The following is a 12,947-nucleotide window of genomic DNA, read 5'->3' as shown; positions in this document are numbered from 1 at the left end:
GTTTTCCGCCGGTGGCTCCCGTTGAATAATGTTGTTTTGGCCAGAGATTTCAGGAGATAAGATGTTTGGCTACCGTACTGCCGTGCCGAAAGTGCACCTGACTACCGACCGTCTGGTGGTTCGTCTGGTCAATGAGCGTGATGCCTGGAGACTGGCCGATTACTATGCTGAAAACCGCGCCTTCCTTAAACCCTGGGAGCCGGTGCGTGACGAAAGTCATTGCTATCCCTCCGGCTGGCAGGCGCGGCTGGGGTTAATTACAGAAATGCAGAAACAGGGCAGTGCCTTTTACTTTGCCGTCATGGACCCTGATGAGAACGAAATCCGCGGAGTGGCGAACTTCAGTAACGTGCTGCGCGGATCGTTTCATGCCTGCTATCTCGGCTATTCGCTGGGTGAGAAATGGCAGGGGCAGGGCATGATGTTCGAAGCGCTGCAAAGTGCCATCCGCTATATGCAGCGCCAGCAGCGAATGCACCGTATTATGGCCAATTATATGCCGCACAATCAGCGCAGCGGCGGGTTACTGGCCCGCCTCGGCTTTGAAAAAGAAGGCTATGCCAAAGATTACCTGATGATTGACGGCCGCTGGCAGGATCACGTCCTGACGGCGCTGACCTCCCACGAATGGACGCCTGAACGGCGTGGAGTGTAACCCTGATGATCAAAACGCCCTTAACCGCCACTGAAGCGCGGGTGATCGGCTGCCTGCTGGAAAAACAGGTCACCACGCCGGACCAGTATCCCATGTCGCTGAATGCCGTAGTCACCGCCTGTAATCAGAAGTCGAATCGCGAACCGGTCATGTCCCTGAGCGAAAGTGAAGTGCAGAATACCCTCGACCTGCTGGTCAAAAAGCATCAGCTGACGGCCCTCAACGGCTTCGGAAGCCGGGTGGTGAAATATGAGCAACGCTTCTGTAATTCTGAATTCGGTCAGCTGAAATTTTCTCCGGCGCAGGTCGCGGTGATTGCCACCCTGCTGCTGCGTGGGGCCCAGACGCCGGGTGAGCTGCGTACCCGCAGTACGCGGATGCATGACTTTGCCGATGTGGGGGAAGTGGAACAGGTGCTGGAGCATCTGGCGCAGCGCGAAGAGGGGCCGCTGGTGGTCAGACTGGCTCGTGAACCGGGTAAGCGCGAGAGCCGCTACAGGCATCTGTTCAGCGGTGACGTGGAGGCGCAGACGCTTCCGGTCAGTGCCGGCAGCGAAGCAGAGGGGGGGCTGGAGGCGCGTGTCAGCGCCCTTGAGCATCAGGTGGCGTCCTTACAGCAGCAGATTGACCGGTTGCTGAACGTACAGGGGGCGGAATGAGCGGACTGAAAGTCGGTATCGTCGGGCTGGGCGGGATAGCACAGAAGGCCTGGCTGCCGGTGCTGACCTGCACCGACGGCTGGCAAATCGCGGGGGCTTTTTCACCGAATCAGGAAAAGGCGCGGCCAATCTGCGACAGCTATCGTATTCCGTTGCTGGCTACCCTCGACGATCTGGCTGCTGCCAGCGACGCGGTATTTGTTCACAGCTCCACCGCCAGCCACTATGCCATTGTGGATCGCCTGCTGCGTGCCGGTGTGGATGTCTGCGTGGACAAACCGCTTGCGGCCACCCTGAGCGAGGCCGAGCGTCTGGTGGAACTGGCTGACAGGCGTGGGCGTAAGCTGATGGTGGCGTTTAACCGCCGCTTTGCACCGCGCTACCTCCAACTGAAAGAGGCACTGGTGCAGCCCGCCGCGATCCGCATGGATAAGCACCGCAGCGACAGCGTCGGCCCACAGGATCTTTTTTTCACGCTGCTGGATGATTATCTGCACGTGGTCGACAGTGCACTGTGGCTGGCGGGTGGGGAGGGGCGGCTCCTGAGCGGTACGCTGCAGACGAATGACAGCGGGCAGATGCTGTATGCCGAACACCATTTTAACGCCGGTAACATCCAGGTGACCACCAGTATGCATCGCCGTGCAGGGAGCCAGACCGAGCGGGTAATGGCAATCGATGACGGTGCCGTCTATCAGGTTAGTGAGATGCGCGACTGGCAGCAGGAGAAAGCGGGGAAGATCAGCGTGGATCCGACCCCCGGCTGGCAGACCACGCTGGAACAGCGCGGTTTTGTCGGTGCCGCCCACCATTTTATCCGCTGTGTGGAAAATCAGACAATGCCGCAAACCAGTGGAGAACAGGCGTTAATTGCCCAACGCATGGTCGAGAAGCTGTGGCGTGACGCCGAACGGGAGTAGGCGGCTGGCGGGGCTGACCGCCTTATCCGGCCAGCCTGTCATACCCCCCGCAGGACCAAAGCGTGATGGCAGGGGCTGACCTTCTTTTTGGGTCAGCCCTTTTTCATCACCACGCACACCGCGCAGACAGGATAAAACCCGTAACAATCCGCAGTGGTTATTTGCTTTTACTTCAGTAGACTATCCACACCTTAAACGGACCGGTTTTCACCGGATCTCTCTTGTTGCAAGCCGGTCTTCCCGGATACCTGAATCAGGATATACATGAACCTGTTGAAATCACTGGCAGCGGTCAGCTCTATGACCCTGTTTTCACGCGTGCTGGGTTTTGCGCGTGATGCCATCGTGGCGCGCGTCTTCGGCGCAGGCATGGCGACAGATGCCTTTTTTATTGCGTTTAAGCTGCCCAACCTGCTGCGGCGTATCTTCGCTGAGGGAGCCTTTTCCCAGGCCTTTGTGCCGATCCTTGCAGAGTACAAAAGTAAGCAGGGTGAAGAGGCAACAAAAGTCTTTGTCGCCTATGTGTCCGGGCTACTGACGCTGGTTCTGGCTGCGGTCACCGTACTGGGGATGTTTGCTGCTCCCTGGGTGATCCTGATCACTGCACCGGGCTTCGCGGACACCCCCGACAAGTTTGCCCTGACCTCCTCGCTGCTGCGCGTGACGTTCCCCTACATTTTGCTGATTTCGCTGGCATCGCTGGCGGGGGCGATCCTCAATACCTGGAATCGCTTCTCCGTGCCGGCCTTTGCCCCGACGCTGCTTAACGTCAGCATGATAGGTTTTGCCGTCTTTGCCGCACCGTATTTCCATCCCCCCATCATGGCGCTGGCCTGGGCGGTGGTCGCGGGCGGGGTGCTGCAGCTGGGCTATCAGCTCCCGCATCTGAAGAAAATCGGCATGCTGGTGCTGCCGCGTCTGAACCTGAAGGATGCCGGCGTATGGCGCGTGATGCGTCAGATGGGCCCGGCGATCCTCGGCGTGTCGGTCAGTCAGATCTCGCTGATCATTAACACGATCTTTGCTTCTTTCCTGGTGTCGGGTTCCGTCTCCTGGATGTACTACGCCGACCGCCTGATGGAGTTTCCGTCCGGGGTACTGGGCGTCGCTCTGGGCACCATTCTGCTGCCGTCGCTGGCAAAAAGCTTTGCCAGCGGGAATCAGGATGAGTATTCCCGGCTGATGGACTGGGGACTGCGGCTCTGCTTCCTGCTGGCGCTGCCCAGTGCCGTCGCGCTGGGGATCCTGGCTAAGCCGCTGACCGTGTCGCTGTTTCAGTACGGCAAATTCAGCGCGTTCGATGCGGCAATGACCCAGCGTGCGCTGGTCGCCTATTCGGTCGGGCTGATGGGGCTGATTGTGGTGAAAGTGCTGGCACCCGGCTTCTATTCGCGTCAGAACATTAAAACGCCGGTAAAAATTGCGCTGTTCACGCTGGCCGCCACCCAACTGATGAACCTTGCCTTTATTGGCCCGCTCAAACATGCGGGACTGTCGTTATCGATCGGCCTGGCCGCCTGTCTGAATGCTGCACTTCTTTACTGGCAGCTTCGCAAGCAGGATATTTTTCAGCCGCAGCCGGGCTGGTTCAGCTTTCTCGTCCGTCTGGTGATTGCCGTGGTAGTGATGGCAGCGGCGTTGGTGGGCATGATGATGCTGATGCCGGACTGGGCGACCGGCAATATGCTGTCACGCCTGCTGCGGCTGGCGGCAGTCTGCGCGGTGGGCGGGGGCGTCTATTTTATTGTGCTGGGGCTACTGGGTTTCCGTCCGGCACACTTCTCACGCCGTTCGGCAGTATGAACAGAAAAACCCCGCGGCGCGCAAGCGCAGCGGGGTAAAGTCTGACAATGGATGACGGAAATCAGGCTTTGCGGCTCACCGGAGCGCTGGCGACCGCATGACCGTCAGGGCCATAAAATTTTTGTGACTGATAAGGCTTCAGTACCTGCAACGCATGCTCGTTATGACTGATTTGATGATTGAGCAGCATACCGTTATGTAAATTGGTATCACGCAGTTTTACCGTCTGATCCTGAATAGATGACCAGCGACGCGCCAGTTCCGGATGCCGGCTGTAGGGCACATGAGTCCCGCTGGCTTTTTCCGCATCACGACGCATCTCTTCCAGGAAATTGAGGGTTGCCAGTAAAGAGCTCTTATCCTCAGTAATTCGCTGTAATAAGCTGCTATTGACCTGACCTGCTGAGAGCTGTTGTTGCTCTGCATTCATGACATCGGCCAGCGACGAAAGAACTTCAAGCATTTTATCAAGGGCGTTTTGCAGCTTATCCATGGGTTAATTACCTTGCAGTGAGTCTTTGGCTTCCTGGATCAGCGCGTCGGCAATTTTGCCGGTGTCCATCTTCAGTTCGCCGTTGCGAATCGCGTTCTTCAGCTCTTCAACACGCACTGTGTTGATGTCCTGAGCGCTGGCTTTGGTCAGCTGTGACTGTGCGCCGCTGAGCACAACCTGAGTACCGTTTGGGGTTGCCGTCGTTTTACCTTCTGCCGCACGGGCTTTAGGCTGGGCAACATCATTGGTGTCACGTTGCTGAACGGTACTTGCTGGTTTCAGTGGCTGGGTTCTGTCGATGCTCATATGCGCTCCTGTTAACTCAGACATTCGGGTCTGATGTTCAATATTCTAATAGTAAAATGGCCGTTATTAACACTATCGGCAGAACTGAGGCCTACTTTAGTGGTTTATAGCGTTATCAGAATATTCCCATTAGCGTCGACCTTACCCATCACAATCTGTCCTGAATTCATTCGTACTCTGACCGTCTGCAGGGCGGCGGCATTGTTCATCGCCTTACCCTCGCTGCTGATGTTAAAACCGTCACCGCTGGCGGTGATGGTGACCGTCTGACCGGCCTTCACCCGCCATGGCTGCCGCATCATCATCAGGGTCACGGGCTGTCCTGGCGTGATGTCACGCAGGGCGATGGCTCCGACTGCCTCCTCCGCTTTCATTACCGTACGGGCGGGGAGGGTATCCAGCCGGCCCTGTTCCAGGCGCATATCATCCGCGTTGATGGTGGCGCCCCGTAAGACCTGGCGGGTGGCGACCAGATAAGTACCGGTGACCTGAACCTGGACCTGGATATAACGGCGATTCTGTTCACAGTTGGCCGCGACGCTGATATTGCCCCACATACGGCTATTGCCGGGCAGGGAGAACTGCGGTTGTTCACAGGCGGGCCACATCCGCTGTGGCGTTTTCACCACTACGGTCATGTTATCGGCAGCCTGTCCGCTTTGCCCATAGCGGTTTTTGAAAAATTCATTGAGCTGTGCGTTAAGGTCAGCAGCACTGGCAGAGGCGCTTATCAGAACCAGTAAAACGGCCAGCAGTCTTGTCATTCCTCGCATCAGGGGCTTCCTCTTAATCAACCTGGCACTGATTCTACCCTTCCGTACATATTGTCAAGGCGCAAATTAGCGACGCTTTTTAGCGCTATTCAAACGATAGCCCTTTCCCCCCGGCGATTATGCTGTCAGCTCTAAATTCTCACTTGCGGAGGACGCATGCTCGACAAACTGGACGCAGCACTACGGTTTAATACCGAAGCCCTGAACCTGCGTGCACAGCGACAGGAAATCCTGGCATCCAATATCGCCAACGCTGACACGCCGGGCTATCAGGCACGCGATATCGATTTCGCCAGCCAGATGAACAAAGTGCTGGAACAGGGGCGGGCGCAGGGTTCCGGTCTGTCGCTGGCGGTGACGTCGGCACGCCATATTCCTGCAGAAAATCTTCAACCGCCTTCGATGGATCTGATGTACCGCATTCCTGACCAGCCTGCGCTGGACGGTAACACGGTAGATATGGACCGCGAACGCACAGAGTTTGCCGATAACAGTCTGAAATATCAGACGGATTTGATGGCTATCAGCAGTCAGATTAAGGGCATGATGTCTGTGCTACAGGGGCAATAACGCATGGCACTTTTGAATATTTTTAATATTGCCGGTTCGGCAATGGCTGCACAGTCACAGCGTCTTAACGTCAGCGCCAGTAACCTGGCCAACGCCGACAGCGTCACCGGGCCGGATGGTCAGCCTTATGTGGCGAAGCAGGTCGTGTTTCAAACCGACGCGGCACCGGGTTCGCCTACCGGTGGCGTCAAAGTGGCTCAGGTGATCGACGATCCGGCCCCGGCACGTCTGGTCTATGAACCCGGTAACCCGATGGCAGATGCCAAAGGCTACGTAAAAATGCCCAATGTGGATGTTGTGGGTGAAACGGTGAACACCATGTCGGCCTCGCGCAGTTATCAGGCCAATGTCGAGGTTTTAAACACCGTTAAACAAATGATGTTGAAAACCTTAACCATGGGTCAATAAGGAGCTTCCCGATGAGTATTGCTGTTGGTGTAAATGAGAAGCAGGCTACCACCACGCTGCAGTCTTCTTCGTCTTCTTCTGATACGTCAGCGGCGGACTTACAGAGTAACTTCCTGACGCTGCTGGTAACCCAGCTGCAGAACCAGGACCCGACGAACCCGATGGACAACAGCCAGCTGACCTCGCAGCTGGCGCAGATCAACACCCTGAGCGGGATTGAGAAGCTGAACACTACCCTCGGTTCGATCTCCGGTCAGATTACTTCCGGCCAGTCTTTACAGGCGTCAACGCTGATCGGTCACGGTGTGATGGTCAACGGGTCACAAATTCTGGTCGGTAAAACCACCACCACGCCATTTGGTGTGGAACTGGGGCAGGCCTCGACCTCGACGACCGCCACCATTAAAGATGCTGGCGGTGCCGTGATCCAGACCATTGACCTCGGCGCACAGACCGCTGGCGTACATACCTTCCAGTGGGATGGTAAAGCCGCGGATGGCACCGCCGCCGCCGACGGCAAATATACCGTTTCCATCAGCGCCAGCAATGCTACTGGCCAGCTGGTGGCTCAGCCGCTGAACTATGCATTGGTGAGCGGCGTCAGTAGCGGCTCAAAAGGCGCAGTACTTGACCTTGGCACCATGGGTACGACCACCCTGGATAACATACGTCAGATTATTTAATCCACTAATTTATGCTTCAGGAGTGACAACATGGGCTTTTCACAGGCAGTCAGCGGCTTAAACGCGGCATCGAGCAACCTCGACGTTATTGGTAACAACATCTCCAACTCCGCGACAGCGGGTTTTAAATCCAGCACCGTCGCGTTTGCCGATATGTTTGCCGGATCAAAAGTCGGTCTGGGTACCAAGGTTGCGGCCGTGGTGCAGGACTTTAACGACGGTACCACCACCACCACCAGCCGTGGACTTGATGTGGCGATCAGCCAGCAGGGCTTCTTCCGCATGTCGGATGCCAGCGGTGCGGTGTACTACAGCCGTAACGGCCAGTTCACCCTCGACGCCGATCGTAATATCGTCAACATGCAGGGTCTGCAGCTGACCGGCTATCCGGCCACCGGCACACCGCCGACTATCCAGACCGGTGCTAACCCGGTAGGCCTGAGTGTACCCACCGGCGGCATGTCGGCTAAAGCCACCACAACGACCTCAATGACGGCTAACCTGAACTCTACGGACACCATTAAGCCTGTTGCTGATTTGAAAATTGCCGATCCTACGACATATAACGCCAAGTCAGCGATGACCACGTTTGACTCGCTGGGTAACTCACACATTATCAACCTGTACTTTAACAAGACGGCTGATAATAACTGGACCGTTACCCCAGTAGATGCGTCAACCGGAACCACGGGCACGGCGACCAATCTGGAGTTTGATACCAGCGGTAACCTGACTACCCCGGCAAGCGGTCTGGTCGGTTTCACCATGGGCTCCCTGAACGGTTCAGCAGGCCCGACCAATCTGACTGTGGATATCACCGGCAGCCTGCAGCAGAACAACGGCACCACCACCTTTGGTAACCCGGTTCAGAATGGCTATAAGCCTGGCGAACTGACCAGCTATCAGATCAATGATGATGGCACGCTGGTCGGGACCTATTCCAACGAACAGACTCAGGTGCTGGGTCAGATCGTGCTGGCTAACTTCGCTAACCCGGAAGGCCTGAAGTCTGAAGGTGACAACGTGTGGTCTGCTTCCGCCTCATCTGGTCAGGCGCTGACCGGCATCGCCGGTACCGGTAACCTCGGTACGCTGACCGCCGGTGCGCTGGAGTCTTCGAACGTCGACCTGAGCAAAGAGCTGGTCAACATGATCGTCGCGCAGCGTAACTATCAGTCAAACGCGCAGACCATCAAAACTCAGGACCAGATCCTTAACACGCTGGTCAACCTGCGTTAATTCGGTTAACAGGGGAGTCCAATGGATCACGCAATCTATACCGCAATGGGGGCTGCCAGTCAGACCCTCGATCAGCAGGCAGTGACAGCGGCCAACCTGGCCAACGCCGCCACGCCGGGATTCCGGGCGCAGCTTAGTGCGGCGCGTGCAGTTCCGGTTGAGGGGCTGTCACTACCGACCCGTACGCTGGTCACGGCATCGACGCCGGGAGCCGATATGACGCAGGGTGCGCTGGACTATACCGAGCGTGCGCTGGACGTGGCGATGCAGGGTGACGGCTGGCTGGCAGTGCAGACTGCCGACGGCACCGAAGCCTACACCCGCAACGGCAATATGGAAGTCAGCCCGGCCGGACAGCTGACCGTACAGGGCAATGTGGTGATGGGCGATGGCGGGCCGATTGCTGTCCCGCAGGGTGCGGAACTCACCATCGCGGCTGACGGTTCGATTACCGCGCTGAATCCGGGCGATGCACCGAATGCGACAGTCCAGTTGGGCCGCCTCAAACTGGTACAGGCCACCGGCAGTGAGCTGACGCGCGGCGATGACGGCATGTTCCGCGTCTCTGCCAGCGCCGTGGCGCAGCGCGGTGCCACCCTGCCGCTTGACCCGACCATGAAAGTGATGCCGGGCGTGCTGGAAGGCAGTAACGTCAGCACCACACAGACCATGGTCGATATGATTGCCAATGCGCGTCGTTTCGAGATGCAGATGAAAGTGATTTCCAGCGTCGATGAAAACGAACAAAGAGCTAACCAGCTGCTGTCAATGAGCTGACCAGAGGAATAACACATGATCCGTTCTTTATGGATTGCCAAAACCGGCCTTGACGCCCAGCAGACCAATATGGACGTTATTGCCAACAACCTGGCAAACGTCAGCACCAACGGTTTTAAACGTCAGCGCGCGGTGTTCGAAGACCTGATGTACCAGACCCTGCGTCAGCCGGGGGCTCAGTCGTCAGAACAGACAACGCTGCCTTCAGGTTTACAGATTGGTACGGGTGTCCGTCCGGTCGCCACTGAGCGTCTGCATAATCAGGGAAATCTGTCGCAGACCGATTCATCGAAAGATGTTGCCATCAGCGGGCAGGGGTTCTTCTCAGTGCAGATGCCTGATGGCACCACAGCCTATACCCGTGATGGCTCATTCCAGACCGATCAGAATGGCCAGCTGGTCACTAACGGGGGCTTCCCGGTGCAGCCTGCCATCACGATCCCCCCGAATGCGCTGAGCATGACGGTGAGCCGTGACGGTGTGGTGAGCGTCACGCAGCAGGGGCAGACCAACCCGGTACAGGTAGGTCAGCTGACGCTGAGCACCTTTATCAATGACGCCGGTCTGGAAAGTATGGGTGAGAACCTGTACCAGGAAACGCAGGCGTCCGGTGCACCTACGGAAAGTAACCCGGGTAACAACGGCGCGGGTACGCTGTATCAGGGATACGTTGAAACGTCGAACGTTAACGTAGCGGAAGAGCTGGTCAGCATGATCCAGACTCAGCGCGCTTACGAAATTAACAGTAAGGCGGTCAGTACGTCTGACCAGATGCTGGCGAAGCTGACTCAGCTGTAAGTGTAAAACGGCCTGTCTGACCGTTACAGGTGCCGGGCTTGCCCGGCCCGTTAATAAAATATTCTCGTAATGAAAGGTTTATATCCATGGCGCAGCAGATCTCATTGCCTGGACGTTTGTTAGTGGCCACGCTGCTGCTAACGCTTAACGGTTGTGCGTTAGTTCCCCGTAAGCCACTGGTGGAAGGTTCGACAACGGCCCAGCCGATGCCTGCTTCGCCTGCGTTGGTCAACGGCTCTATTTTTCAGGGCGTGATGCCGATGAACTACGGCTATCAGCCGCTGTTTGAGGATCGACGCCCGCGTAATATTGGCGACACGTTAACCATCACGCTGCAGGAAAATGTCAGCGCGAGTAAGAGTTCTTCAGCCAATGCCGGACGTGATGGCAGCAGTAGCTTTGGGCTGTCTGCCACACCGCGTGCCCTGGTCGGACTGCTGGGCGGCGACAAAGCCACCTTCGCCGGGGAAGGCAAAAATGATTTTTCTGGCAAAGGGGGCGCTTCGGCGAACAACACCTTCACCGGCACCATCACCGTTACCGTTAATCAGGTCCTGCCGAACGGCAACCTGAATGTGGTCGGTGAGAAACAGATTGAGATTAATCAGGGAACTGAATTTATCCGCTTCTCCGGCGTGGTTAACCCCCGCACGATTAGCGCCAGCAACAGCGTTGTTTCCACCCAGGTGGCCGATGCCCGCATTGAATACGTCGGTAACGGCTATATCAATGAAGCGCAGAACATGGGCTGGCTGCAGCGGTTCTTCCTGAACATATCACCGATGTAAGAGGTTTTAATGCGTAATGTACTGATTCGATTTGCCCTGCTGCTGATGGTGGGGTTCAGCACCCTGGCTCAGGCCGATCGTATTCGCGATCTCACGACGGTGGGCGGCGTGCGCGATAACTCCCTTATCGGCTACGGCCTGGTGGTGGGGCTGGATGGCACCGGTGACCAGACGACGCAGACGCCGTTTACCACACAGAGCCTGAGCAACATGCTTTCGCAACTGGGGATCACCGTGCCGACGGGCACCAATATGCAGTTGAAAAACGTGGCGGCGGTGATGGTCACTGCCAAGCTGCCGGCGTTTGGCCGTCAGGGTCAGGTGCTGGACGTCGTGGTGTCTTCCATGGGGAACGCTAAAAGCCTGCGCGGCGGTACGCTGCTGATGACGCCGCTGAAAGGGGTGGATAACCAGGTATATGCGCTGGCACAGGGTAACATTTTGATTGGCGGAGCCAGCGCGGCGGCCGGCGGCAGCAGCGTACAGGTGAACCAGGTTAATGGCGGGCGGATCACCGGCGGTGCCACCATTGAGCGTGAGCTGCCGAATAACTTCGGTACCAGCAACGTGGTCAGCCTCTACCTCAACCAGGAAGACTTCAGCATGGCGCAGCGCATCAGCGATGCCATTAACAGCCGGGGCGGTTACGGCATGGCCCAGGCCGTTGACGGCCGCACCGTGCAAATCCGCTCGTCAGCGAACAGCACTTCTCAGGTGCGCCTGCTGGCAGACATTCAGAACATTGACGTCTCGGTACCCATTCAGGATGCCAAAGTTATTATCAACTCACGTACCGGCTCGGTGGTTATGAACCGTGAAGTGATGCTGACACAGTGCGCCATCGCGCAGGGCAGCCTGTCGGTCACCGTGAACCAGACGCAAAACGTCAGCCAGCCGGATACGCCGTTTGGCGGCGGTCAGACGGTGGTGACACCACAGACTCAGATCGATCTGCGTCAGAGCGGTGGGGCGTTACAGACGGTTAATGCCAGCGCCAACCTGAACAGCGTAGTGCGGGCGCTTAACGCGCTGGGCGCAACGCCTATCGACCTGATGTCGATTCTGCAGTCCATGGAAAGCGCAGGCTGTCTGCACGCAAAACTGGAAATTATCTGATGACCGACCACAGCCAGTCTCTGACCAGTGCGGCGTATGACAGCCGCTCGCTAAACAACCTGAAACGCCTGGCGGGCAACGATCCGAAAGCCCATGCGCGGGAAGTGGCCAAACAGGTCGAAGGGATGTTTGTACAGATGATGTTGAAAAGTATGCGCCAGGCGCTGCCTCAGGATGGTCTGATGAGCAGCGAGCAGACGCGGCTTTATACCTCCATGTACGATCAGCAGATTGGCCAGCAGATCGGGGCGAAAGGCCTCGGTCTGGCGGATCTTATTGTTAAACAGATGGAAGGCCAGAAGCCGCTGAATGAAAAAGCGGGTACGGTGCCGATGCCGCTGGATAAGAGTTTTATTAACACGTTACCGCCGATTGCAATGGAGCAGATTGTCCGCAAGGCAGTGCCGCGTTTCTCTTCCCATGAGATGCCGCTGTCGGGCGATAATGGTGACTTTATCGCCATGCTGTCGAAACCGGCACAGGCAGCGAGTGAGCAAAGCGGTATTCCTCATCACCTGATCCTCGCGCAGGCCGCGCTGGAATCCGGCTGGGGTCAGCGTCAGATCCTCACCCGCGACGGTAAGCCGAGCTATAACGTCTTCGGCATTAAAGCCACGGGCAGCTGGCAGGGCAAGACCACCGATATCATGACCACCGAATTCGAAAACGGTGAGGCGAAGAAGGTGAAGCAGAAATTCCGCGTTTATGACTCCTATTTCGATGCCCTGAATGACTACGTCAAACTGTTGAGTAACAACCCGCGCTACGCCGCAGTGACCACGGCATCTTCGCCTGAGCAGGGCGCACAGGCGTTGCAGGCGGCGGGCTATGCCACCGATCCCAAGTATGCGCAAAAGCTGGTCGGTATGATCCAGCAGTTCAAAAGCATGGGTGAAAAAGTGGTCAAAGCCTATAGCCAGGATATTGGCGATTTGTTTTAAAAATTTGGGGGGAAGGCT

At 57.0% G+C, this 12,947-nt stretch carries 16 protein-coding genes; 13 read left to right on the top strand and 3 right to left on the bottom strand.

Features of this window, described 5'->3' with window-relative positions:
• The first annotated feature begins 61 nt into the window (after window positions 1-61).
• The 4 genes from rimJ to murJ all read left to right on the top strand — a co-directional run bounded on the left by rimJ (window position 62) and on the right by murJ (window position 4,037).
• Window positions 62-655, top strand: coding sequence for a ribosomal protein S5-alanine N-acetyltransferase (gene rimJ, locus K6L24_RS13495; RefSeq protein ID WP_062743755.1), 594 nt, complete (start codon window positions 62-64; stop codon window positions 653-655).
• A gap of 8 nt (window positions 656-663) precedes the next feature.
• Window positions 664-1,314, top strand: a complete 651-nt coding sequence (locus K6L24_RS13490) for a DUF480 domain-containing protein (protein ID WP_187509714.1) — start codon at window positions 664-666, stop codon at window positions 1,312-1,314.
• Entirely contained in the window at window positions 1,311-2,234 is a 924-nt protein-coding gene (locus K6L24_RS13485) for a Gfo/Idh/MocA family protein (RefSeq protein WP_062743753.1), read from the top strand. Before K6L24_RS13490 ends, K6L24_RS13485 begins: the two co-directional genes overlap by 4 nt.
• 264 nt (window positions 2,235-2,498) lie before the next feature.
• Window positions 2,499-4,037: a murein biosynthesis integral membrane protein MurJ gene (murJ, locus tag K6L24_RS13480; RefSeq protein WP_062743752.1), complete on the top strand. Its 1,539-nt coding sequence runs from the start codon at window positions 2,499-2,501 to the stop codon at window positions 4,035-4,037.
• Window positions 4,038-4,098: 61 nt separating this feature from the next.
• Here murJ and flgN read toward each other — a convergent pair whose 3' ends face one another.
• The 3 genes from flgN to flgA form a co-directional block, all read right to left on the bottom strand.
• Complete coding sequence (flgN, locus tag K6L24_RS13475; protein ID WP_062743751.1) at window positions 4,099-4,530, bottom strand: flagellar export chaperone FlgN; 432 nt, start codon at window positions 4,528-4,530, stop codon at window positions 4,099-4,101.
• 3 nt (window positions 4,531-4,533) lie between these two features.
• Window positions 4,534-4,836: a flagellar biosynthesis anti-sigma factor FlgM gene (flgM, locus tag K6L24_RS13470; RefSeq protein WP_062743750.1), complete on the bottom strand. Its 303-nt coding sequence runs from the start codon at window positions 4,834-4,836 to the stop codon at window positions 4,534-4,536.
• A gap of 104 nt (window positions 4,837-4,940) precedes the next feature.
• Window positions 4,941-5,609, bottom strand: a complete 669-nt coding sequence (gene flgA, locus K6L24_RS13465) for a flagellar basal body P-ring formation chaperone FlgA (protein ID WP_062743749.1) — start codon at window positions 5,607-5,609, stop codon at window positions 4,941-4,943.
• A gap of 156 nt (window positions 5,610-5,765) precedes the next feature.
• Here flgA and flgB point away from each other — a divergent pair, with 156 nt between their 5' ends.
• From flgB to flgJ, 9 genes are all read left to right on the top strand, one after another.
• Window positions 5,766-6,179 carry a flagellar basal body rod protein FlgB gene (gene flgB, locus K6L24_RS13460; protein WP_062743748.1) on the top strand — a complete coding sequence of 138 codons (414 nt, stop codon included), beginning with the start codon at window positions 5,766-5,768 and terminating at the stop codon, window positions 6,177-6,179.
• Between the two features lie 3 nt (window positions 6,180-6,182).
• Entirely contained in the window at window positions 6,183-6,587 is a 405-nt protein-coding gene (gene flgC, locus K6L24_RS13455; protein WP_062743747.1) for a flagellar basal body rod protein FlgC, read from the top strand.
• A gap of 11 nt (window positions 6,588-6,598) precedes the next feature.
• The gene (flgD, locus tag K6L24_RS13450) at window positions 6,599-7,270 is read left to right on the top strand and encodes a flagellar hook assembly protein FlgD (protein WP_062743746.1); all 672 of its coding nucleotides are present in this window, start codon (window positions 6,599-6,601) and stop codon (window positions 7,268-7,270) included.
• A gap of 30 nt (window positions 7,271-7,300) precedes the next feature.
• Window positions 7,301-8,509 carry a flagellar hook protein FlgE gene (flgE, locus tag K6L24_RS13445; RefSeq protein ID WP_062743745.1) on the top strand — a complete coding sequence of 403 codons (1,209 nt, stop codon included), beginning with the start codon at window positions 7,301-7,303 and terminating at the stop codon, window positions 8,507-8,509.
• A 21-nt stretch (window positions 8,510-8,530) separates the two neighbouring features.
• Window positions 8,531-9,286, top strand: a complete 756-nt coding sequence (locus K6L24_RS13440; protein WP_062743744.1) for a flagellar basal body rod protein FlgF — start codon at window positions 8,531-8,533, stop codon at window positions 9,284-9,286.
• Window positions 9,287-9,301: 15 nt separating this feature from the next.
• Entirely contained in the window at window positions 9,302-10,084 is a 783-nt protein-coding gene (gene flgG, locus K6L24_RS13435; protein ID WP_062743743.1) for a flagellar basal-body rod protein FlgG, read from the top strand.
• Window positions 10,085-10,170: 86 nt separating this feature from the next.
• Entirely contained in the window at window positions 10,171-10,872 is a 702-nt protein-coding gene (locus K6L24_RS13430; RefSeq protein WP_062743742.1) for a flagellar basal body L-ring protein FlgH, read from the top strand.
• A gap of 9 nt (window positions 10,873-10,881) precedes the next feature.
• Window positions 10,882-11,988, top strand: coding sequence for a flagellar basal body P-ring protein FlgI (locus K6L24_RS13425; protein ID WP_062743741.1), 1,107 nt, complete (start codon window positions 10,882-10,884; stop codon window positions 11,986-11,988).
• Window positions 11,988-12,929 carry a flagellar assembly peptidoglycan hydrolase FlgJ gene (flgJ, locus tag K6L24_RS13420; protein ID WP_062743740.1) on the top strand — a complete coding sequence of 314 codons (942 nt, stop codon included), beginning with the start codon at window positions 11,988-11,990 and terminating at the stop codon, window positions 12,927-12,929. Before K6L24_RS13425 ends, flgJ begins: the two co-directional genes overlap by 1 nt.
• The last annotated feature ends 18 nt before the right edge of the window (window positions 12,930-12,947 follow it).

The sequence above is a fragment of the Erwinia persicina genome (assembly GCF_019844095.1).
Classification (GTDB): domain Bacteria; phylum Pseudomonadota; class Gammaproteobacteria; order Enterobacterales; family Enterobacteriaceae; genus Erwinia; species Erwinia persicina.
This window is presented reverse-complemented; position numbering and strand designations above follow the sequence as displayed.